At 73.9% G+C, this 20,569-nt stretch carries 20 protein-coding genes; 15 read left to right on the top strand and 5 right to left on the bottom strand.

Annotation, left to right across the window (positions count from 1 at the left end; translation table 11 throughout):
• Window positions 1-65: 65 nt before the first annotated feature.
• The 7 genes from ACIQF6_RS31560 (at window position 66) to ACIQF6_RS31590 (ending at window position 7,559) form a co-directional block, all read left to right on the top strand.
• Window positions 66-1,139 carry a glycosyltransferase gene (locus ACIQF6_RS31560; protein WP_400901161.1) on the top strand — a complete coding sequence of 358 codons (1,074 nt, stop codon included), beginning with the start codon at window positions 66-68 and terminating at the stop codon, window positions 1,137-1,139.
• 308 nt (window positions 1,140-1,447) lie between these two features.
• A complete protein-coding gene (locus ACIQF6_RS31565; protein ID WP_400901163.1) occupies window positions 1,448-2,149 on the top strand; it encodes a hypothetical protein in 702 nt (233 codons plus the stop codon).
• 216 nt (window positions 2,150-2,365) lie between these two features.
• Entirely contained in the window at window positions 2,366-3,226 is an 861-nt protein-coding gene (locus ACIQF6_RS31570; RefSeq protein WP_400901164.1) for a thiol:disulfide interchange protein DsbA/DsbL, read from the top strand.
• Between the two features lie 216 nt (window positions 3,227-3,442).
• Complete coding sequence (locus ACIQF6_RS31575) at window positions 3,443-4,342, top strand: ABC transporter permease (protein WP_400901166.1); 900 nt, start codon at window positions 3,443-3,445, stop codon at window positions 4,340-4,342.
• The gene (locus tag ACIQF6_RS31580) at window positions 4,332-5,528 is read left to right on the top strand and encodes a polysaccharide ABC transporter ATP-binding protein (protein WP_400901168.1); all 1,197 of its coding nucleotides are present in this window, start codon (window positions 4,332-4,334) and stop codon (window positions 5,526-5,528) included. The genes ACIQF6_RS31575 and ACIQF6_RS31580 overlap by 11 nt, the downstream gene beginning before the upstream one ends.
• A gap of 2 nt (window positions 5,529-5,530) precedes the next feature.
• Window positions 5,531-6,730 (top strand): glycosyltransferase family 4 protein, encoded by a 1,200-nt coding sequence (locus ACIQF6_RS31585; RefSeq protein WP_400901170.1) that lies wholly within the window; start codon window positions 5,531-5,533, stop codon window positions 6,728-6,730.
• Window positions 6,731-6,956: 226 nt separating this feature from the next.
• The gene (locus ACIQF6_RS31590; protein WP_400901172.1) at window positions 6,957-7,559 is read left to right on the top strand and encodes a GNAT family N-acetyltransferase; all 603 of its coding nucleotides are present in this window, start codon (window positions 6,957-6,959) and stop codon (window positions 7,557-7,559) included.
• A 13-nt stretch (window positions 7,560-7,572) separates the two neighbouring features.
• Here the strand turns inward: ACIQF6_RS31590 and ACIQF6_RS31595 are convergent, their stop codons facing one another.
• The 3 genes from ACIQF6_RS31595 to ACIQF6_RS31605 all read right to left on the bottom strand — a co-directional run bounded on the left by ACIQF6_RS31595 (window position 7,573) and on the right by ACIQF6_RS31605 (window position 10,776).
• Window positions 7,573-8,316: an SAM-dependent methyltransferase gene (locus ACIQF6_RS31595; RefSeq protein WP_400901174.1), complete on the bottom strand. Its 744-nt coding sequence runs from the start codon at window positions 8,314-8,316 to the stop codon at window positions 7,573-7,575.
• A 4-nt stretch (window positions 8,317-8,320) separates the two neighbouring features.
• Window positions 8,321-9,505 carry a glycosyltransferase gene (locus ACIQF6_RS31600; protein WP_400901176.1) on the bottom strand — a complete coding sequence of 395 codons (1,185 nt, stop codon included), beginning with the start codon at window positions 9,503-9,505 and terminating at the stop codon, window positions 8,321-8,323.
• Window positions 9,506-10,017: 512 nt separating this feature from the next.
• A complete protein-coding gene (locus tag ACIQF6_RS31605; RefSeq protein ID WP_400901178.1) occupies window positions 10,018-10,776 on the bottom strand; it encodes a glutamate racemase in 759 nt (252 codons plus the stop codon).
• 164 nt (window positions 10,777-10,940) lie between these two features.
• Here ACIQF6_RS31605 and ACIQF6_RS31610 point away from each other — a divergent pair, with 164 nt between their 5' ends.
• Window positions 10,941-11,810 carry an ArsR/SmtB family transcription factor gene (locus tag ACIQF6_RS31610; protein WP_400901333.1) on the top strand — a complete coding sequence of 290 codons (870 nt, stop codon included), beginning with the start codon at window positions 10,941-10,943 and terminating at the stop codon, window positions 11,808-11,810.
• Between the two features lie 114 nt (window positions 11,811-11,924).
• Window positions 11,925-13,139 carry a nitrate/nitrite transporter gene (locus ACIQF6_RS31615; protein ID WP_400901180.1) on the top strand — a complete coding sequence of 405 codons (1,215 nt, stop codon included), beginning with the start codon at window positions 11,925-11,927 and terminating at the stop codon, window positions 13,137-13,139.
• A gap of 36 nt (window positions 13,140-13,175) precedes the next feature.
• Here the strand turns inward: ACIQF6_RS31615 and ACIQF6_RS31620 are convergent, their stop codons facing one another.
• On the bottom strand, window positions 13,176-14,180 hold the full coding sequence (locus tag ACIQF6_RS31620) for a polysaccharide deacetylase family protein (RefSeq protein WP_400901182.1): 1,005 nt from the start codon (window positions 14,178-14,180) through the stop codon (window positions 13,176-13,178).
• A gap of 512 nt (window positions 14,181-14,692) precedes the next feature.
• On the opposite strand from ACIQF6_RS31620, the gene ACIQF6_RS31625 reads away from it, so the two are divergent.
• From ACIQF6_RS31625 to ACIQF6_RS31650, 6 genes are all read left to right on the top strand, one after another.
• Window positions 14,693-14,953, top strand: coding sequence for a hypothetical protein (locus ACIQF6_RS31625; RefSeq protein ID WP_400901184.1), 261 nt, complete (start codon window positions 14,693-14,695; stop codon window positions 14,951-14,953).
• Between the two features lie 285 nt (window positions 14,954-15,238).
• The gene (locus tag ACIQF6_RS31630; RefSeq protein ID WP_400901186.1) at window positions 15,239-16,066 is read left to right on the top strand and encodes a polysaccharide deacetylase family protein; all 828 of its coding nucleotides are present in this window, start codon (window positions 15,239-15,241) and stop codon (window positions 16,064-16,066) included.
• On the top strand, window positions 16,059-17,237 hold the full coding sequence (locus tag ACIQF6_RS31635) for a glycosyltransferase (RefSeq protein ID WP_400901188.1): 1,179 nt from the start codon (window positions 16,059-16,061) through the stop codon (window positions 17,235-17,237). The genes ACIQF6_RS31630 and ACIQF6_RS31635 overlap by 8 nt, the downstream gene beginning before the upstream one ends.
• Before the next feature lie 249 nt (window positions 17,238-17,486).
• Window positions 17,487-18,155, top strand: coding sequence for a sugar transferase (locus tag ACIQF6_RS31640; RefSeq protein WP_400901190.1), 669 nt, complete (start codon window positions 17,487-17,489; stop codon window positions 18,153-18,155).
• A 197-nt stretch (window positions 18,156-18,352) separates the two neighbouring features.
• A complete protein-coding gene (locus tag ACIQF6_RS31645; RefSeq protein WP_400901192.1) occupies window positions 18,353-18,976 on the top strand; it encodes an acetyltransferase in 624 nt (207 codons plus the stop codon).
• 10 nt (window positions 18,977-18,986) lie between these two features.
• Window positions 18,987-19,466 (top strand): NUDIX hydrolase, encoded by a 480-nt coding sequence (locus tag ACIQF6_RS31650; RefSeq protein ID WP_400901194.1) that lies wholly within the window; start codon window positions 18,987-18,989, stop codon window positions 19,464-19,466.
• 60 nt (window positions 19,467-19,526) lie between these two features.
• On the opposite strand, the gene ACIQF6_RS31655 is transcribed toward ACIQF6_RS31650, so the two are convergent.
• Window positions 19,527-20,456 (bottom strand): NAD-dependent epimerase/dehydratase family protein, encoded by a 930-nt coding sequence (locus ACIQF6_RS31655; RefSeq protein ID WP_400901196.1) that lies wholly within the window; start codon window positions 20,454-20,456, stop codon window positions 19,527-19,529.
• Window positions 20,457-20,569: the final 113 nt, after the last annotated feature.

Genomic DNA, 20,569 nt, shown 5'->3' on the forward strand with positions numbered 1-20,569 from the left:
TGTACCGGACCGCAGTTGGGCGAACCCGGCCCGCCCGGCCCCGGCGCCTGGGTAGGGTCGGCCGCATGGCTGAGCCGCGCGTCCTGCACGTGATCACCGATCCGCGCGCCCGCGGTGCGCAGCGCCTCGCCCGTGACCTGCACGGCGAACTGCTGCGCCGCGGGCAGGCGTCCGAGCTGGTGGCGCTGCACCCGCACCCGGACGCCGACCCCGCCGACCCGCTGCCCGTGCTGGGCCCCTCGCGGCACCACCCGGCGACGCTGCGCGCCCTGCGACGGGCAGCCGGGCGGGTCGATGCGGTGGTCGCCCACGGCTCGTCCACGCTCCAGGCGTGTGCGCTCGGGCTGCTCGCCGCCCGCACCCCGTTCGTCTACGTGAACATCGGCGACCCCCGGCACTGGACGTCGACGCCCGCCCGCCGCCTGCGGGTCGGCGCGTTCCTGCACCGGGCCGCCGCCGTCGCGGCGATCTCGCCGCACGCCGTGGACGTGCTGCGCGACCGGTTCCGGCTGCCCGCGAGTCGGCTGCACGTACTGCCCAACGCCCGCCCCGCGCAACGCTTTTCGCCGCCGGCCGGGCCCGCCGAGAAGGCCGCCGCCCGCACGGCTCTCGGGCTGCCCGAGGACGGACCGCTGATCGCCTGGATCGGCGCCCTCAGCCCCGAGAAACGCCCCGACCTCGCCCTCGCCGCCCACGCCCGCCTGCCCGGGGGCGTCCACCTCGCCCTCGCCGGCGAAGGCCCGCTCCGCGCGAGCCTGGTGGCCGCCGCCGGTCCGCGCACCCACCTGCTCGGCCCGCTCGCCGACCCCGCACCGCTCTACCGGGCCGCCGACCTGCTGCTGCTCACCAGCGACTCGGAGGGCGTCCCCGGCGTCCTGATCGAAGCCGCCCTCGCCGCCCTGCCCGCCGTCGCCACCGACGTCGGCTGGGTCTCCGACGTCGTCCGCGACGGCGAGACCGGACTCCTCACACCCCCCGACGACCCCACCGCCACCGCCGACGCCCTCCGCACCCTCCTCACCGCCGACCGCACCCCCTACGCCGACGCCGCCCGCACCCACGCCCTCGCCCACTTCGACCTGGCCGCCGTCGCCACCCGCTGGCAGCACCTGCTGCGCCACGTCGCCCGCGACCGCTGACCTCGTCCCGGCGGAGCCGAACCGGTCGGTCGATGCCCGCCGGTGCGCAGCGTCGAGCAGCTCGGGGGACCCGGCTGCCGGCGGCGCCGGTGCGCAGCTGTGCCAGGAGTGTCGGGAGGGTCGCCGCACGCCGAGTCGTCCGTGTCCGAACCGGCGCGGCCCTGGCGGGAGTTCACTTTCGGGACGGCCTCGGGTGTGTAACAGCGGCGTCCCGGACAGATACCCGAGGAACCGTCCGACAACCGGACGCGTGGTGACGCATGCCCGCCGATCGGCGGACCGCACGCCTCGCCCCCAAGGAGCCTTCGATGAACCTCCGCAAGCCCGCCGCCCTGGCCCTGCTGGCCTGCTCCGTCCTCGCTCTGACGGCCTGTGACCCCGACAGCTCCACCAGCGCCGCGTCCACCACCAGCACGGCCGCGAGCAACCCGGCCGCGCCGCCGGCCGCGCCCGTCTCGGCCGGCGAAGCCGGCAGCACCGGCGGCACGTCGTCCGCCGCCGCCGGCAAGTCCGCCGCCGACGTCCCGATCTGCGGCAACTCCGAGAAGGAGAGCGACGTCAAGGCCGAACTGACCCTCGACCGGAGCGCCGACCCGCGGATCACCGGCATCATCAAGCTCACCAACACCACCAAGACGGACTGCGTCGTCTACGGCAAGGCCGACCTGCGCACCGACCACACCGCCCAGTTCGAGAAGCTCGTCACCGGCGTCCTCGGCTCCGGCACCTTCGCCACCGACAAGGCCCACGGCACCGTGCTGCACCCCAACGTGCCGATCTACCAGGCCGTCACCTGGCTCGCCTCGCCGCCCGTCGCCCCCAACGCCTCCTGCACCACCGGCTCGCTGCTGGTGCTGGTCCGCAACGAGGACGTGCTCTCCCTCCCCATGCAGGTCAAGGACGCCCGGTACTGCCCCGTGAAGGAGGAGGGCTCTCCCCAGGTGCTGATCGGCGTTCCGCAGGTCTCCGAGGCCGACGCCAAGGCCCAGCTGCGCAACCTCGGCAAGTAGCCGCAGGCCGGAGACCGGGCCCCGCAGGTCGAGTTCCGGTGGGCGCGTGTGCGGGGGCGCCGCCCGCCCACCGAGGAACCGAAAACTGGCCCGAGAGTGCGGCCGGTGCACGACCGTCCGACGTCCGTTCGAGCGGCACTGCTCCGTTCCGGCGAATTCCGCCGACCGGGGCCGGATCGCCTGGCTCCCGCCGGGGTGGCCTGCCACGCTGCCCTCGTGAAGCCGCTGTTGAGAACCACCGTCCTGATCGCCGTCGCCGGGGGCCTGGCCGCCGCCCCGGCCACCGCCGCCCACGCCGTGTCCGCACGCCCGAACGCGTCGTACGGCCCGAACGCGTCCCACGGCCTGAACGCGTCGCACGGCCTGACCGGGAAGCAGCTGCTGACGCCCGATCAGTACCTCGCCGCCGCTCAGCAGTCCGGGCCGAGCCAGCACTCCGGGCCGAGCCAGCACTCCGGGGCGGCCGCTCCCGAGACGCCCGCACCGGCTGCTGCCGCGCCGCAGGCTCCGCCCGCCGGTCCGCAGACGGCCGGTCCGCAGGCCGCCGGACCGCAGGTCGCCCGCGTGCACGAGGCCGTCGAGTTCTTCTGGTACAACTGCATGCACTCCGCCGCGCTCGAAGCCCCGCTCACCAATTGGGCCGCCAAGCACCGGGCGGACGTCACGCTGCGCCGCGTCCCCGCGATCTGGGTCGGCAGCCCCAACGAGGCCGAACAGCGCGCCCACGCGCGGCTGTTCTACACGCTCGACCGGCTCGGCGAGGTCGACCGCCAGCAGGCCGCGGTGTTCCACGCCGTCCGTGACGAGCACGCCGACCTGACCACCGAGCAGGGCGCCGCGGGCTGGGCCGCCGCGCACGGCATCGACGCCGCCAAGTTCCGTGCCGCGTACCGCTCCGCCGAGGTGGACCGAGCGGTCGAGCAGGCGCCGAAGCTGTTCACCGACTACCAGGTCACCGAACTGCCCACCGTGGTCGTGGACGGCAACCGCCGCACCTCGCCCGACCGGGCCGGCGGCGTCGACAACGTGCCCGCCGCGCTCGACCAGCTGCTCGCCGAGGGCGCCCCGGCCCGCTGATCGACGCGAACTCCCGGGCCGAGGCGGACAGTTCGGCCAGGAACCGTCGACAACCGGGCTGAGCTGGCGCAATCTTCACGGAACCCGCCCGCTGCCCCCACACTCTGTGTCATGGTGGTCGCCGGGCCCGACCGGACCGCACCGTCCGCCCGGCTCCGACACAGTCGACACAGACACCGGGCACGGCCGCGCCGCGCCCGGAGAGGGCGGGAGTCCGTGGGGGGACAGCGCGCACAGGTCATCGACGACCGCGAGGGCCGACCGGCACCCGGCGGCGTCGCGATCCCGGCCGGGCCACCGCCCGAACTGGTCTTCAAACGCCGGCTGCGCCCCGTCCAGGTCGCCCACGAGCTGTGGGCCGCGCGGGAGTTGGTGCGCGCCCTGGCCGAACGCGACCTGCGCGCCCGGTACAAGCAGGCGGTGCTCGGCTTCGCCTGGGCGGTGCTCACCCCGCTCGCGCTGTGCGCCATCTTCACGCTGGTCTTCCACCGCGCCGTCAAGATCGAGACCGGCGCCGTCCCGTACACGCTGTTCGCCTACCTCGGCCTGATCGTCTGGCAGTTCTTCAGCAACACCATGAACCAGGGCGCGCTCAGCCTGGCCAACAACCTCAGCCTGCTGAACAAGGTGTACTGCCCGCGCGAGGTGTTCCCGCTGGCCACCATGCTGGTCGCCACCGTGGACATGGCGATCGGCGTCGGCGTGCTCGGCCTGATGTTCCTGGTGTTCTGGACCGCCCCCGCCGCCACCTTCCTGTGGGTGCTGCCGCTGCTGCTGATCCAGTTCGCCTTCACCTACGGCATCGCGCTGATCCTCTCGGTGGCCGTGGTGTACCTGCGCGACGTCCGCCACCTGCTGCCGATCATCACCCAGATGGGAGTGTTCGCCACCCCCGTCGCCTACCCGCTGGCCAAGATCCCGCACCGGCTGCAGGAGATCTACGTCGGCGTCAACCCGCTCGGCGCGGTCATCGAGGGCTACCGGAAGGCCCTGCTGTACGGCGAGGCCCCCGACGGGCGGATGACGCTGATCGCGGCCGCCAGCTCGCTGGTCTTCCTGGTCGGCGGCTACCTGTTCTTCAAGAAGCTGGAAACGGGGATCGCCGATGTCGCGTGACTACCCACTGGGCACCATCCGCACCGAACAGGTCTGGAAGCGCTTCCGCGCCGACCAGCAGCGGATGCTGCTGCGCGACCGGGTCGACCAGGCCGCCCGCCGACTGCGCGGCGACCGCGGCGAGGACTGGCGCTGGGCGCTGCGGGACATCAACCTGCACATCGAACCGGGCGAGTCGGTCGGCCTGATCGGCTCCAACGGGTCGGGAAAGTCCACCCTGTTGAAGATGCTCACCCGGGTCATGTACCCGTACGCGGGCATCATCGACGTCCGCGGCCGGATCGGCGCGCTGATCGAGATCCGGGCCGGCATCCACCCCGACCTGACGGGCCGCGAGAACATCTACCTGTTCGGCGCGCTGCTCGGCCTCAAGCGCCGCGAGGTCGCCGGACGCTTCGACGACATCGTCGAGTTCGCCCGGCTCGGCGGCGCGATCGACCGGCAGGTGAAGTTCTACTCGTCCGGCATGCAGATGCGACTCGGCTTCGCCGTCGCCGCCTACCTGGAGCCGCACGTCCTGCTGGTCGACGAGGTGCTCGCCGTCGGCGACGCGGTCTTCCAGCAGCGCTGCCTCGACCGGATGCGCGAAGTCGCCGAGCAGGGCACCACCATCGTCTTCGTCTCCCACGACCTGCCCGCCGTTCAGTCGATCTGCCGGCGCGGCGTCTGGCTGGAGCAGGGCACCGTCCGGGTCGACGCCGGCATCAAGGACGCGCTGGCCGGCTACCGCGACTCCATCGAGGCCCAGTCCGAGGCCACCGCCCGGGTCGGCGAACCCCTCCAACTGCTCAAGTACGAGGTGCGCGGCGAGGCCGGCGAGGACACCCTGCACACCGACGAACCCGTCACCGTCGAACTGACCCTCGGCGGCGACTACCGCGGCGACGCCACCCTGCACCTCGGCGTCAGCGAAGGCACCTCCAGCCCGATCTTCCAGATCAGCCACGAGATCCGGCTGACCGGCGGCGACCACCGCGTCGCCTGCGTCATCCCCCGGCTGCCGCTGCCGCGCGGCCGCTACACCCTGTGGACCGGCGTCTACTCCATCGGCAAGACCGACGGCGGCACCCTGATGAGCTGGCACTCCGCCGGCCAGTTCGACGTGTTCGGCCCGATGCTGGACACCCCGCCGCGCGCGGTCGTGCTCGCCGCGCCGGTGTTCGTACCGCACCAGTGGGAGGAGTGAGCGTGCGTTCGGTCCGTGTCCTGGTCCACCTCAACAACCTTGCCCTCGGCGGCGCCCAGCTCAACGCCGTCGACATCGCCCGCACCCTGCGCGACCGCGGCCACCAACCCGTGCTGTTCGCGCAGGGAGTCGACGGCCCCGCGCCGCTCGTCGAACTCGCCGCCTCCCACGACCTCGACCTCGTGGTGGCCGGCGACCCCGACACCCCGCACGCCGTCATCCGCGCCCGCCTCGGCCGGCTCGCCGACGAACACGGCTCCCAACTCGTCCACGCCTGGGAGGTCCGGGCCGCCCGCAACGCGTACTTCGGCCCCGGCCGGCAGGGCCGCCTGCCCGTCGTCACCACCTTCTACGGCATCCGCATGCTCCGCGGCATGCCCCGCCACCAGCCCCTCGTCCTCGGCCTCGGCGCGCTGATGCCCGACGCGCGGGCCTTCGGACACCGCGACCTGCGCCTCATCGAACCCCCCGTCAACACGGCGGAGGACGCGCCCGGTTCGGTCCCCGGCTCCGCCTTCCGCGCCGAAGTCGGCGCCGCTCCCTCCCAGTTGCTGCTGTGCATCGTCACCCGACTGGTCTCCGGCCTGGAGAAGGACGCCGGCGTCCGCCGCACCATGGCCGCCGTCCGCCTCCTCGACGACCCGGACCTCGTCCTCGCCGTCGTCGGCGGCGGCCCCAGCGAGGAGCCGCTGCGCGCCGAAGCCGCCCGTCTCAACGCCGAACTCGGCCGCGAGGCCATCGTCCTCACCGGCCAGCGCGCCGACCCGCGCCCCGCCTACCAGGCCGCCGACATCGTCCTCGGCATGGGCGGCTCCGCCCTCCGCGGCCTCGCCTTCGCCAAACCCGTCATCGTCCACGGCGCGAACGGCTACACCGCCATCCACGAACCCGGCCCCCTGGTCGAACCCCACGCCTCCCGCTGCATGTACGGCCACGGAGACGGCCCGGCGGACGCCAAAGCCCTCGCCGCCCAGATCCGCGCCCTCGCCGACAACCCCGACCGCCGCGCCGACCTTGGCAGTTGGGGCCGCGACTGGGTCGTCGGCCGGTTCTCCCTCGACCACGTCTCCACCGCCTTCGAGGAGATCTACCGCGAACTCCTCCGCCAACCCCCGGGCCGCACCGCCTGGCTCCGCGACCTCGAACAGATGACCCGCTACGAATACGTCAAGCCGACGGCCCGCCGCCTGCTCACCCGCTGACGGGCCGTCGCCCGTCCAGGATCCGTGCGGCACGGCCGCAGGTCGGCAGCAACGGGAGGCCTTCGCCCGGCGCTCGGCCGGGCGGGGCGTCCTGCTGCCCGACCACCTCCGAGGGCGGTGCGTGGTGCGGACCGCCGGGCCCGGGCCTGTCAGATCGGCAGGCTCCCACCCGGGGCGGTCGGTACGGTTCGAGTCGGCAGGACGTGGACGCGGAAGGGATGTCGGGGTGCTCACGCTGACGGACATCGCCGAGAACCCCGGCCGCCTGACGCGCCGTCTGACCGCTCGCGAGGGTCGGGTGATCGTTTTCCGTCCGCTGGCCCACTCCGATGTCGGGCGGCTGGCCGGGTTTCTTGGGGCGCTGTCCGTCGAATCGCGGCGGTTCAGCACCTTTGGCGGCTACGGTCTCGCCCATGCCGGGGAGTTGTGCGACGCCATCGCGCGCTACGACAAGCTCAGGCTGGTGCTGGAGGACGTGGCGACCGGCAGGATTGTCGGTCTGTTCGAGTTCAGTCTCGCGCTGGTTCCGTCGGACATCGCGCGCTACCGGGACGCGGGTGTTCGCCTCACCGAGCGTTCTGACTGCCGCTTCGGTCCGACGCTGGCCGACGACTGGCAGGACCGGGGCCTCGGAACGCTCGCCTTTCCGCTGGTCATGGACGTCGCCCGGCTGCTCGGCAGGACGCGGATCATCCTGTGGAGCGGCGTCCGAGCCGACAACCTCCGGGCCATCCGCTACTACGAGAAGAACGGCTTCCGGTCGGTCGGCGAGTTCGCGGAGGCGGACGGCTCGCTGTCGCTCGACATGATGGTCGACCTGCCGACGTGATGTGGGAGCACCCTCAAGCGGCGGGCCGGAGAAGGAGAGTGACGAAGCCGAAGGCGTCGCGGTACTCGTGCAGCCACTGGGTGCGGTGGCGGGTGGCGGTGTCCAGGGCCTGGGTGCGGTCGGGGCCCGGGGGTTGGTCGAGGGCCCAGTCGGTGAGGGAGCCGGTCCAGGACCATTCGTAGGTGTCGAGCTCTTCGCGGGTGGAGATATGGCCGGCGATCGGCCACCAGCCGGTGGCGCGGAGAGTGGCGAGGATGCCGGGCAGGTCGGTGAGGTCGTCGCCGAAGAACTCGCGGGCATGGGCGGTGGGTTGGCCGGTCCAGTAGGACTCGCCGAGCAGCAGGGTGCCGCCCGGAGCGAGGAGGGGACGGACGGCGTCGAGGGTCGGGAGCAGACCGCCGAAGGCGTAGGTCGCGCCGACGGAGAGGACGGCGTCGAAGGGCTCGGCCGCCTCGAAGTCCCGGACGTCGATGGGGTGGAGGGCGATTCGGTCGGTCACGCCCGCGCGTTCGGCGGCGCGGCGGCCGTCGTCCAGGGAGGCCCGGTCGGTGTCCACGCCGACCGCGCGCAGGTTCGGGCACATGGTCAACGCCCGTACCAGCCAGGCGGATTCGCCGCAGCCGAGATCGAGGACGCGGCCGTCCGGGCAGCGGCGCAGCTGGCGTTCCAGCAGGCGGTGCACCGAGTGGTCCGAGACCGGGGCGGCCACGGGGTGGTCGCGGTGGGCGATCCGGCCGATTTCCCGACGGTCCATCATCCGGTCAGGCCTGGTGCGTGGTCGACGGCCGGTCGGCGCTCCGCGGGTGCGGATACGTCCGGCCCTTCCAGGCCGAGCCGCGGCCGCACCAGTGCTGGACGGCGGAGTCGACCGTCATCAGCAGGTAGAGCAGTGCGGTGAAGGGGAGGAGGGGGGCCTCCGTGACCGGCCGGTCGTAGTAGCGGAGCATCGGGGCAAAGGTGGCGGCCATGACCGCCCAGGCGGCGAGGCCGGTACCGGCGGTACGCCAGTCGGCCGTGAGCAGGCCGGTGATGGCGGCGACCGGCGGCACCAGGTAGACCAGCGTCAGGCCGAGCACGGTGCCGAGCAAAAGGGCAGGGGAGTAACGGAGTTGGGCATAGGCGCTGCGGGAGACCATCCGCCACAGCGGCGCGAGTCCGGGGTACGGCCGGACGGAGTCGACGCGGTCGGCGAGCCCCAGCCAGGTCCGGCCGCCGGTGCGCTTGACCGCCCGGGCGAGTGACACGTCGTCGATCACCGCGCCGCGGATCGCCGCCACCCCGCCCGCCCGTTCGAGTGCCTGACGGCGCACCAGGGAGCAGCCGCCGGCTGCGGCGGCGGTGCGGGAGGCGGGGCGGTTGGCGCGGCGGAACGGGTACAGCTGGGCGAAGAAGTACACGAACGCCGGGACGATCAGCCGCTCCCAGCCGGACGCCACCCGCAGGCGGGCCATCTGCGAGACCAGGTCCAGGCCGTGCGCCTCGCCCGCCGCGACGAGCTCCCGCAGGGAACCGGGTCGGTGCGCGATGTCGGCGTCCGTCAGCAGCAGCCACTCGGCGTCGCCCGCGCGCGCGACGCCGTGCCGCAACGCCCACAGCTTGCCCGTCCAGCCCTCCGGAAGGGGCGGGGGAGTGGTGACCTCCAGCTCCAGGCCGGGTGCGGCGGCGAGCATCCGGGCCAACTCGGCCGTGCCGTCTGTGCTGTGATCGTCGACCAGGACGACACGGGCCCGACCCGGGTACTGCTGCGCGAGCAGGGACGGGAGGGACAGCGGCAGCACGCCGGCCTCGTCGCGGGCCGGCACCACCGCCACCACGTCCGGCCACCGCGACGGCTCCGCGAGCCTCGGCGGCAGCCGCTGATCGGTCCGCCAGAACCCGCCGTGACACACCGCCAGCCACACCCACGCCAGCAGCGCCACCACGGACACCCACCACAGCACGGTCACCCCGGCAGTCTGCCCCACGGGCGGTGCGAGGACGCCGAGGCGCGACGGGCTGCCGCCGGGTGGGGGCGGTGGGGGTGGCCGCGGGGGTGGTGCTGTTGGGGGCGGGTGGTTCGAGGGCGTCGAGGTGGGGCGGTGTTGCGTGGGAGGGGCGGGGTGCCTAACGGGTGGTGTGAGGGCGCCGAGGCGCGGTGGGCTGTCGCCGGGTGGGGGTGGCCGTGGGGGCGGTGTTGTCGGGGGCGGGGTGCCTCACGGGCGGTGCGGGGACGCCGAGGCGCGACGGGCTGTCGCCGGGTGGGGGCGGTGGGGGTGGCCCGGAGAGGTGTGGGACGTCGGGCCCGGTCCGTCGGGTCGAGGGGCGACGGGTGGGGTTGTCCGAGATGGGCGGTGCCGGTCGGTGGCCTGGGTGTGGTTCGGTCGGTCGGCGGGGGCTGCGGTGTCGGACTCGGCGCAAGGCCGCCCGGTCGCGGAAGGCGTACGGGCCTGGCGGCCGGGGGTGGCGCTGGCCGGAAGGGTCAGACTCGGGCGCCGATGAGGATCTCGCCCTGGGGGTAGTTGAGGGCGGCCGTCTGGAGGGCGGCGGGGCGGCCGGAGTGCAGGACGGTGAGGGTGCCCGCGCCCGGAGTGGTGCGGGTGATGCGGCGGAGGGCCTGGGCGGCGACGGCGTCGGCGGAGCCGTGGAAGCGGGCGGGGACGGACAGGGCCGAGGCGATGCGGTCGTCGACGAGTTCGTAGTGCGTGCAGCCGAGGACGATGTCGGTGGTGGTGGCGGGGGTGCGGGCCGCCGCGTAGGCGATCGCGGCGGCGATCGCGTCCTCGTCGGCGTGCTCGACGGCTTCGGCCAGGCCGGGGCAGGCGACTTCGTGGACCTCGCCGGCGTCGCCGCCGAATTCGGCGATCAGGCCGCGCTGGTAGGCGCTGCCGGTGGTGGCGGGAGTGGCCCAGATGGCGACCACGCCGCCGGCCGCGGTGGCGGGCTTGATCGCGGGAACGGTGCCGATCACCGGCAGGTCGGGCTCGAACTCGGCGCGCAGCCGGGTCAGCGCGTGCACGGAGGCGGTGTTGCAGGCGACCACCAGCGCGTCGGGTTCCAGCGCGGCCGCGGCGCGGGCGCAGGCGAGGGCGTGCTCGGTGATGTCCTCGGGGGTGCGCGGGCCCCAGGGCATGCCGTCGGGGTCGCAGGAGATGACCAGGTCCGCGTCCGGCCGCAGCCGGCGCAGCGCGGCGGTGGCGGCGAGCAGTCCGATTCCGGAGTCCACGAGGGCGATCTTCACGAGCAACGACTCTACCTCTTGACCGGCGGCGGCCCGGGTTCGGCCAAGGGGGACCGCCGCCCCGGACCAGGAGGTGAATGCGGTCGGAGCTGCACCGTTTGCAACAGGCAGGCAGACGCCTGCACGATGGAGGAGTGAGTCCGGAAGCAGTCCCCGCCGCCCCGATGGACGCGGTCTTCAAGGCCCTCGCCGACCCGACCCGCCGGTCACTGCTCGACCGGCTGCGGGTGCGGGACGGGCAGACCCTGCGGGAGCTTTGCGAAGAGACGGCGATGGCCCGCCAGTCGGTGACCCAGCACCTGGACGTGCTGGTCGCGGCGCGGCTGATCACCGTGGTCCGCCGGGGCCGGGAACGGCTCCACTACCTCAACCCGGGACCGATCCACGAGATCGAGCAGCGGTGGATCGCCGACTTCGACCGCCCGCGGCTGGCCGTCCTCGGCGGGATCAGACAGCAGGCGGAGGAGGAGTACGCCATGAGCAACGAACCCGAGACCCGCGGATCCGAGACCCACGGATCCGAGACCCGTGAATCCGAGAGTCGTACGGCCGGGAGCCGTGAGGCCGAGTCCGGCACTGTTCCGGCCTACGTGTACGCCACCTACATCCGGGCCACCCCGGAACAGGTGTGGAAAGCGCTTACCGACGCCGATCTGACGGCCCGTTTCTGGGGTCACGCCAATGTCTCCGACTGGCAGGCCGGATCCACCTGGGAGCACCGCCGGACGGACGGCTCCGGGAAGGTCGACGTCACCGGACACGTGCTGGTGGCCGAGCCGCCGACCCGGCTGGTGCTGACCTTCGAGGACCGGCCGGACCTGTTCGTCGACGAGGCCGCCACCGTCACCTTCCTGATCGAGCCGTACCAGGACATCGTCCGGCTGACCGTCATCCACGAGAAGCTGCGCGACCGGGCCGCGCTGCAGGCGATCTCGCACGGCTGGCCGGCCGTCCTGGCGAACCTGAAGTCGCTGCTGGAGACGGGGGAGACCCTGCCGCAGGCCCCGTGGGAGATGGCCCCGCCCGACAACTGAGCGGCCCGGGAACCGAACGGCCCGGGCCGGGGCCTGCGCCGTCCGGCTGACGTGCGGCGGCGGCGCGGCCGGGTTGGGTGCGAGGGGTGCGGCGGATGCCCACGCTTGGGGCTCATGGGAGAGCGGACGGCGGCGAACGCGCAGGACGAGCGGGTGTCGGGGACGGCGTACACCAACCTGGTGGTCGCGACGCTGGGCTTCGGGCTGACGTTCTGGGCGTGGAACCTGATCGCCCCGCTGGCGGGCGAGTTCGACAAGACGCTGCACATGTCGTCGTTCGGGCAGTCGTTCCTGGTGGCCGTCCCGGTGATCGTCGGCTCGCTCGGCCGGGTCCCGGTCGGTGCGCTCACCGACCGGTACGGGGCCCGGCTGATGTTCCCGCTGATCTCGGCGCTGACCATCGTCCCGGTGCTGCTGATCATCCCGGCCCGGTCCTCGTACGGGGCGCTGCTGGTGGTCGGGTTCTTCCTCGGGCTGGGCGGCACCACCTTCGCGATCGGGGTGCCGCTGGTGAACTCCTGGTTCCCGCCGCACAAGCGCGGGCTGGGCCTCGGCGTGTTCGGGATGGGCATGGGCGGCGTCGCGCTGTCCGGCTACTTCACGCCGCGGCTGTGGAAGCACGGCCACGACCTGCCGTTCCTGGTGCTGGCCGTCGCGCTCGGCGTCTACACCGTGCTCGCTGCGCTGCTGCTGCGCGACCGCCCCGACCGGGCCGTGCCGACCGCCTCGCTGGCCACCCGGCTGGGCCGGGCCGGGCGGCTGCGGGTGACCTGGGAGCTGTCGGCGCTGTACGCGATCGGCTTCGGCGGCATCGTCGCGTTCGGCGTCTACCTGCCGACGTACCTGAAGACCTGGTACCACCTGTCGGCGACCGACGCGGGCACCAGGGCGGCCGGCTTCGCGCTGGTCACCGTGGTGTTCCGGCCGTTCGGCGGCTGGCTGTCGGACCGCGTCCACCCCGCCGTGGTCACCGGTTGGGCGCTCGCGCTGACCGCCGTCTTCGCCGTCGTCCAGGCGTTCGACCCGGCGCTCAGCCCGGTCGGGACGATCGCCTTCCTGCTGATGGCGGCCGGTCTCGGCACCACCAGCGGCTCGGTGTTCGCCCTGGTCTCGCAGGTCACGCCGGTCGACCGGGTCGGCTCCGTCACCGGCATCGTCGGCGCGATCGGCGGCCTCGGCGGCTTCGTCCCGCCGCTGGTCATGGGTGCCATCTACAGCGCCAAGGGCAGCTACTCGATCGGCTTCATGCTGCTCTCCGACCTCGCGCTGGCCGGCTCCGTCTACGCGGTGGGCCGGATGCGGAACATCCGGCCCACCTCCACCGCGTGACGGGCCCCGCCCGGTCGGGAACGGCCGGGCGAACCGTTACGCCTGCGCGCCCAGCAGTCGCTGAACCGCGGGCTCCAGGCCCGACAGGATGGTGTCGAACCGGCGGGTCGAGGTGGTGGAGTCCACCTGTAGGCGGCTGATCCGCAGCGGGTGGGCCGGCAGCCGGGGGCCCAGCCGGTGGTCGGAGAGGAAACCCAGCCGGTAGCCGAGCTGGCGCAGCACCGCGTCCGCCCGCTCGTCGAACCCGCCGTCCGGGTAGGCGAACGCCGACGGGGCCTCGCCCAGCCAGCGGGTCAGCGCCAGGTGCGCGCCCACGATCTCCGACTGCACCGTCGCCTCGTCGCACCGCCGCAGCGACGGGTGCCCCAGGGTGTGGTTGCCCACCGTGACGTCCGCCGCGCGCAGCGCCCGCAGGTCCTCCGGGTGCAGCTGCTCCTGGGCCGGCGGGCGGCGCGAGGCGGAGACCCGCAGCTCGGCCAGGCTGCGCCGGCGGTCCGGGTCCGGCATCGACTTGAGCAGCGCCAGCACCCGCGCCGGGTCCCCGCCGCCGGGCAGCAGCCGGGCCCGGCCGCCGTGCCGGGCCAGGAACGCCGCCTCGTGCCACCAGAACGGCTGCTCGGTGCCGACCACCTCGGCGATCACGAACGCCGCCGCCGGGATCCGGCGCGCCACCAGCTCCGGCAGCGCGTGCCGCAGCACGGTGCGGTCCGGGTCGTCGAAGGTCACCAGCACCGAACGGGGCGGCAGCGGCCGGCCCTCGGCCAGCGAACGCTCCACGTCCTGCACCGACACCGGGGTGGCCAGGCGTCGGAGCCGGTCGAGCTGGGCGCCGAACGAGCGTGGATCGGTGATGCCGTGATAGGCGAGGACGGCGAGCCGCTGCGCGGCCCGGGCCCGGAACAGCGGCTGGGCCGGGCTGAACCGCAGCCAGCTGCTGCGGTCCCGGGACTGCTCCGGCGTGGCGGCGGGCGCAGCGGCTGCGGGAGCGGCGGCAGGTTGGGGCGGGGCGCAGACGGCGGCGGCGGTGGTGACGTACGACACGGTTCCCCCCTCGGTCGCCGGCATGCGGCGTGGCGGTCCCGTCGGCAGGCGGAGCCCGGCCTCCGACCCCGGGGGCGGCGGCTCCGCTCCCGAGTGATCTAGCCCGCGACGGGTACTCCTTGCCCCGCTCGTCGGACGGCTCCTGGATCGCTCAATGTAGTGGAGACCATCGACGTGGCGGGATGGTTGTACGGCGGACGGCGAGAATTCGCGGCCACCTCCGAACGGCCGTCCGGAATCGTCCGAACGATGATCCGGAACGGCCCGGAACGGCCCGGAACGGCCCGGAACGGTTCGGAGCCGCGGTCGGTGCGGAGGCCGGCGCGGAGGTCGGCTCGGCGCGGAGGTCGGCTCGGCGCGGAGGTCGGTGCGGGGCTCGGAACGGCGGTCGGGAGAGTCGCCGGGGCGCCCCGAGGGGAGCCGTGCGCGCGGTGCCGGAGCGCATCGCGGCACCGCCGGCCAGAGTCGAAGGTCCGTGGCCCGCCGCCCGGGACCGGGTTACCGTGGAAGGCATGGCAGACACTCCCAGTGACGGCGTGGCTACGCGCTGGTCCACCGTGTTCGGCGGCTGCGCCCTGCGCCGTCACCCGCTGCTGCTGTCCCTGATCGGCGCGGCCTGTGTGGTGCTCGGCATCCTGGTCGCCGTGCTGGTCCCGGAGGGCGACGGCCCCGCCTGGGTGATGGCGGTGGCCGGCTGCCTGGCCACCGGAGTGCTGCTGCTCGTCCGGGTCGGCCTGGCGCTGCTGCGCCCCGGCAGCGGCACCGCGTCCTGAGGTCTGCGGGCCCCGGCCCGATGTCGTCTGCCGGGCGGTCCCCGGAGGGGCGCGAATCGGCCGGGCGGGCCGAAAACGTCCACCAAACGGACAGCGCCGGTCGGATCGGCTGATTTTCGACCTACCTGCGCACTTCTTTCACGTTTCCCCGGCACTCACGCCACACTTCCCCCTACTGTGAAACGCATCGCCCGCAACAGTCGCGGGCCGGGGGAGTTTTCAAGGTCCGGCGCGGGGGCGCCGCGGCCACATGGTCCGGTGCGGGGGCACCGCGAGGGGGACGTCATGGCGAGCACCGTCGTCGCCGCCACAGGCATCAGGACAAAGGTCAAACAGCAGCTGGCCCGCGCCGCCGGCCGCGTTCCCGGAGAGGGCGCCACCGTCCTCATCTACCACCGGGTCGGCGGCGGCACCGCCGACGAACTCGACCTCGCCACCGCCGACTTCACCGCCCAGGCCGACCTGCTCGCCGAACTCCCGCCCGGCCGCGTGGTCTCCCTGGACACCGCCGCCGACCGCCTCGACATCGGCCTGCGCACCCCCAGCACCGTCCTCACCTTCGACGACGGCTTCGCCGACACGTACGACACCGCCTGGCCGATCCTCCGGGAACGCGGCCTGCCGTTCACCGTCTACCTGGCCAGCGGCATGGTCGGCGGCCCGATGCGCTGGGAGGGCTCCACCGCCAAAGGTGCCCCCGCCACCGGGCTGAGCTGGGAACAACTGCGCGAGATGACCGGGTCCGGGCTGTGCACCGTCGCCAACCACACCCGCAGCCACGCCCGCCCCGCGCTGCTCACCACCGCTGAACTGGACGCCTGCGGCGACGACGTCGAGGAGCACCTCGGCACCCGCCCGCGCCACTTCGCCTACACCTGGGGCACGCCCGTCCCGCACATGGAGACCGCGCTGCGGGCCCGGTTCCGCACCAGCGCCACCGGCCGGGTCGGCCGCAACCTGCCCGGCGGCGACCCGGTCCGGCTGCACCGCGTACCGGTCCGCCGCACCGACCCGATCGACTTCTTCCGCGCCAAGCTGTACGGCCGGCTGATCCCCGAGCGCGCCTACGCCCGGATCGTCGCCACCGCGAAGGCGGTGGGCGCCCGTGCCTGAGCTGCGCCCGAAGGGCGACGGCGGACGGCCGCTGCGGGTCGCCCACCTGACCACCGTCGACATGTCGCTGCACCTGCTGCTGGCCACCGAACTCGCCGTCGATGTCGAAGCCGGCCTGGAGACCTACGGCCTCAGCGCCCCCGGCCCCTACCGGCAGCGGATCGAGCAACTCGGCGTCCAGTACCGGCCATTGCCCTCGCTCACCCGGGCCTGGCAGCCCGCCGCCGACCTCGCCGCCGCCCGCGAACTGCTCGCCGCGCTGCGCGAGATCCGGCCCGACGTGCTGCACACCCACAACCCGAAGACCGGCGTCCTCGGCCGCGTCCTCGGCCGACTCGCCCGGGTGCCGGTCGTCGTCAACACCTGCCACGGACTCTGGGCACAGGCCCACGACCCGCTCGCCAAACGGCTGTTGGTGCGCGGCGCCGAAGCGTTCGCCGCCCGGTTCTCGCACGCCGAGCTGTACCAGAACGCCGAGGACCACCGCACCCTCGCCCGCTGGGGCGTCCCCGCCCGGCGCGCCCGGGTCGTCGGCAACGGCGTCGACCTCGACCGCTTCCCCGCACCCGGCCCCGCCCGGGACGCGCTGCGCGCCGCCACCCGGGCCCAACTGGGCGTGCGCGACGACGAGTTGCTGGTCGGCGGAGTCGGCCGCCGGGTCGCCGAGAAAGGCATCCGCGAATACGCCGAAGCCGCCCGGGCACTGGCCGGCAAGGCCCGCTTCGTCTGGATCGGACCGGACGACCCCGACAAGCCCGACGCACTCCGCGCCGCCGAAGCCGGACTCGAATTCCTCGGCAGCCGCGACGACATGCCCGCCGTGTACGCCGCACTCGACGTGTTCGCCCTGCCCTCCTACCGGGAAGGCTTCTCGCGCTCCGGGATGGAGGCCGCCGCCAGCGGCCTGCCCATGGTGCTCAGCGACATCCGCGGCTGCCGCGAGATCGGGACGCACGACGAGCACCTACTGCTCACCCCCGCCGCCGACGCCGCCGCCCTCACCGGCGCACTCGACCGGCTCCTCACCGAGCCGGCCCTGCGGACCCGCCTGGGCACGGCCGCCCGCCGCCGCGCCCTCGACCAGTTCGACCAGCGCAACGTCGCCCGGATCTCCCTGGAGACCTACGCCGCCGTCGCCCGCAGACGCGGCCTGCCCTGGACCACCGACTGACCGGCGCCACCCGCACCGCAGCAGAGCACAGCGCAGCACAGCCGCAGCACTGCACAGCACCGCACTGCACAGCGCAGCCGCAGTACAGCCGTCGAGCAGAACGGCAGCAGAGCAGCACGGCAGTGGAACAGCACGACAGCACTGGCACCGCCTGCACCACCGTCATGCGCGCCAGCAGCCCGGCGTGCCCGCCACCCGCCCCGGCAGGGGTCCACAACACCACAACGCACCAACCCAGTTGGGGGAGAAATGAAGCGAGGGGGGGACCTCGCGGTCGCCGCGCTGGCCGGGATCGTCGCCGTCCCGATCGGCCTGGTGATCGCCCTGCTGATCCGCGCGACCATGGGCGGACCGGTGATCTTCCGGCAGACCCGCTCCGGCCGCCACGGCCAGGAGTTCCGCATTCTCAAGTTCCGCACCATGCGCGACAAACACCACGAGGACGAGCCCGACGCCCCGCGGATCACCCGCCTCGGCGCGCTGCTGCGCCGGACCAGCCTCGACGAACTCCCGCAACTGTGGAACGTCGTCCGCGGCGACATGGCCGTCATCGGCCCCCGCCCCACCCTGCCCGAACAGGTCGTCCACTACTCACCACGGCAACGCGGCCGCCTCGCGCTGCGCCCCGGCCTCACCGGCTGGGCACAGATCCGCGGCCGCAACTCCATCAGCTGGCCGGAACGGATCGAACTCGACCTCTGGTACATCGAACACCGCACCCTGCTGCTCGACCTGCGCATCCTGGCCGGCACCGCCCGGATGTTGCTGCGCCCCGCCGGCATCACCGCGGCCGGCGGCGTCAACCCGGGCTTCCCGATCCCCGCCGAGACTCCTGCCGCACCCGCCCCGCGGGTCGTGCTGCCGCGTCAGGCCACGGCGAGCTCGCCCCGACTGGCCCGGGAGGAACTGCCCGGCTGACGGAACGATTCGCCCAGGCAGGGCAGGGCAGGGCAGGGCAGGACAGAGCAGGGCAGGGCAGGACAAGGCAGGACAAGGCAGGCCACGGAACGCTACGGCAGCCCGGGCGGCAGCGGCTCACCCCGCGGCCGCCCGGGCTGCCGTAGGGTCCGGAGCCGACGGTGTGTCGGGCGCGGGGGAGAGGGAGAGTGCGACGGATGCTGTGGATCGCGGGTGCCGGTGGAGTCGGCCGGGAGGCGCTGGACGTGGCGATCGCGGCGGGTGTGCCGGTCGCCGGATTCCTGGACGACCGGTCGGCGGGTGAACGGGTGCGCGGGCTGCCCGTCCGCAAGCCCGATGAACTCCCGTCCGGCGCGCCGTACTTGATCGGCATCGCCGACCCGGCGGTGCGGGCCCGGCTGGCCCGCCTGCTGGATGCGGCGGGCGGCCGGCCCGCCACGCTGGTGCACCCGCGGGCGATCGTCGCGCCGGAGACCGAACTCGCCGACGGCTGCCTGGTGATGGGCGGCGCGCACATCTCCAGCAGCGTCACCCTCGGGCCGCACAGCCAGGTCCACTACAACGCCACCGTCGGCCACGATGCCCGCCTCGGCGCCCGCGTCACCGTCTACCCGGGCGCGAACGTCTCCGGCGCGGTGCTGCTGCACGACGACGTCACCGTCGGCTCGAACGCCGTCGTCCTCCAGGGCCGCACCGTCGGTCCCGCCGGGTTCGTCGGCGCCGGCGCCGTCGTGACCCGCGACGTCGCGGCGCACACCACTGTCGTCGGCTGCCCGGCCCGCCCGATGCCCCGTCCCGGAGCGGCGGCGGACAGGACATAGGCTCGGGGCCATGGGAATTCCTGTGTTTCTGGCCGAGCTGCGCGAAATCGTGGGGCACCGGCCGCTGTGGATGTCCGGGGTGGCCGTGGTGCCGGTGGACGACGAGGGACGGGTGCTGCTCGGGCGGCGGGCCGACAACGGACGGTGGTCACTGGTCGGCGGGATCATCGACCCGGGCGAGCAGCCGGCCGATGCGGCGGTGCGCGAGTGCCTGGAGGAGACGGGCGTGACGGTCCGGCCGGAGCTGCTCGTCTCGGTGAGCGTCTCGCCGGAGATCGACTACCCCAACGGGGACCGCGCCCAGTACCTGGAACTGACCTTCCGCTGCCGGCCGGTGGCGGGCGAGGCACGGGTGAACGACGACGAGTCGTTGGAGGTGGGCTGGTTCCACCCGGACGCGCTGCCCGAGCTGGACGCCTCCACGCGGGAACGGATCAAGCTGGCGCTGGCCGGAAACAGCGCGGCGCACTTCGAACTGAACGAGGTGTGAGCCGGCGCCCGGGGGCGCGGGACGGCGCCCCCGGGCGCGGCAGCTCGCGCGGGCGGCGGCTCAGCCGGTGCGGAACCACTCCGCGGTTCGGCGCAGGCCCTCCGGCAGCGGGACCGGCCGGACGTCGGGGAACAGCTCGCGCAGCCGGGAGTTGTCGGCCTGGGAGTCGCGTACGTCCCCCGGACGCGGGTCGACGTGCTCGGCGGCGACCGGCGCGCCCAGCGCCTCGCCCAGCAGGCCGATCAGCTCCAGCAGCGTGGTGCGGGTGCCGAACGCCAGGTTCACCGGCTCCGCGCTGACCACCCGGCGCAGCACCGCCTCGGCGAGCACCTGCGCGACCGTGCCGACGTAGGTGAAGTCGCGGCTCTGCAGCCCGTCCCCGTGCACCGTCACCGGCCGGCCCGCCAGCGCCGCGTCCAGGAACGCCGGGACGACGGCGGCGTACGCGTGGCCGGCGGGCTGGAGCGGGCCGAAGACGTTGAAGAACCGCAGCGGCAGCACGCCCAGGCCGTAGCAGTGGTGGTAGGCCCGCAGGTACGACTCGGCGGCGAGCTTGGAGACCGCGTACGGGCTCATCGGGGCCGTCCGCATCGACTCGCGCTTGGGCAGCTCGAGGTTGGCGCCGTACACCGACGAGGAGGACGCCGCCACCACGTACAGCCCGCCGGCCCGGCGGGCCGCCTCCAGCACCTCCAGCGTGCCGGTGGCGTTCGCGCGGTGGCTGGCCAGCGGCGCGGCCACCGAACGCGGCACCGAGGGCAGCGCCGCCAGGTGCACCACCGCGTCCGCCCCGGCGAACGCCGCGTCCAGCAGCTCCGGATCGAGGATGGTGCCCTCGAACAGCGCGGCGTCCACCCCCGCCAGGTTGGCCTTGCTCCCGGTGGACAGGTCGTCCACCACCCGGACCTCGGAGATCTCCTGGCGGGCCGTCAGTTCCCTTGCCAGGTTGGCCCCGATGAATCCGGCCCCGCCGGTGATCACCACTCGCATCGCCGCATACCGCCCCTCCGACGAGCCCGGGGTTCCCCCACCGGGCCGATGTGCCGACTCTAGTGGCGCACCCTTGCCCATCGGGCCGAAAACCGATCAGTCGTACCCAAACC

It is taken from the genome of Kitasatospora sp. NPDC092948 (assembly GCF_044754805.1).
Classification (GTDB): domain Bacteria; phylum Actinomycetota; class Actinomycetes; order Streptomycetales; family Streptomycetaceae; genus Kitasatospora.

Coding starts and splice junctions, on each gene's coding strand:
- ACIQF6_RS31565 (WP_400901163.1), top strand. CDS start 1,448: ATGAACCTCCGCAAGCCCGCCGCCCTGGCCCTGCTGGCCTGCTCCGTC.
- ACIQF6_RS31560 (WP_400901161.1), top strand. CDS start 66: ATGGCTGAGCCGCGCGTCCTGCACGTGATCACCGATCCGCGCGCCCGC.
- ACIQF6_RS31640 (WP_400901190.1), top strand. CDS start 17,487: ATGAAGCGAGGGGGGGACCTCGCGGTCGCCGCGCTGGCCGGGATCGTC.
- ACIQF6_RS31630 (WP_400901186.1), top strand. CDS start 15,239: ATGGCGAGCACCGTCGTCGCCGCCACAGGCATCAGGACAAAGGTCAAA.
- ACIQF6_RS31645 (WP_400901192.1), top strand. CDS start 18,353: ATGCTGTGGATCGCGGGTGCCGGTGGAGTCGGCCGGGAGGCGCTGGAC.
- ACIQF6_RS31625 (WP_400901184.1), top strand. CDS start 14,693: ATGGCAGACACTCCCAGTGACGGCGTGGCTACGCGCTGGTCCACCGTG.
- ACIQF6_RS31650 (WP_400901194.1), top strand. CDS start 18,987: ATGGGAATTCCTGTGTTTCTGGCCGAGCTGCGCGAAATCGTGGGGCAC.
- ACIQF6_RS31655 (WP_400901196.1), bottom strand. CDS start 20,456: ATGCGAGTGGTGATCACCGGCGGGGCCGGATTCATCGGGGCCAACCTG.
- ACIQF6_RS31615 (WP_400901180.1), top strand. CDS start 11,925: ATGGGAGAGCGGACGGCGGCGAACGCGCAGGACGAGCGGGTGTCGGGG.
- ACIQF6_RS31580 (WP_400901168.1), top strand. CDS start 4,332: ATGTCGCGTGACTACCCACTGGGCACCATCCGCACCGAACAGGTCTGG.
- ACIQF6_RS31595 (WP_400901174.1), bottom strand. CDS start 8,316: ATGATGGACCGTCGGGAAATCGGCCGGATCGCCCACCGCGACCACCCC.
- ACIQF6_RS31610 (WP_400901333.1), top strand. CDS start 10,941: ATGGACGCGGTCTTCAAGGCCCTCGCCGACCCGACCCGCCGGTCACTG.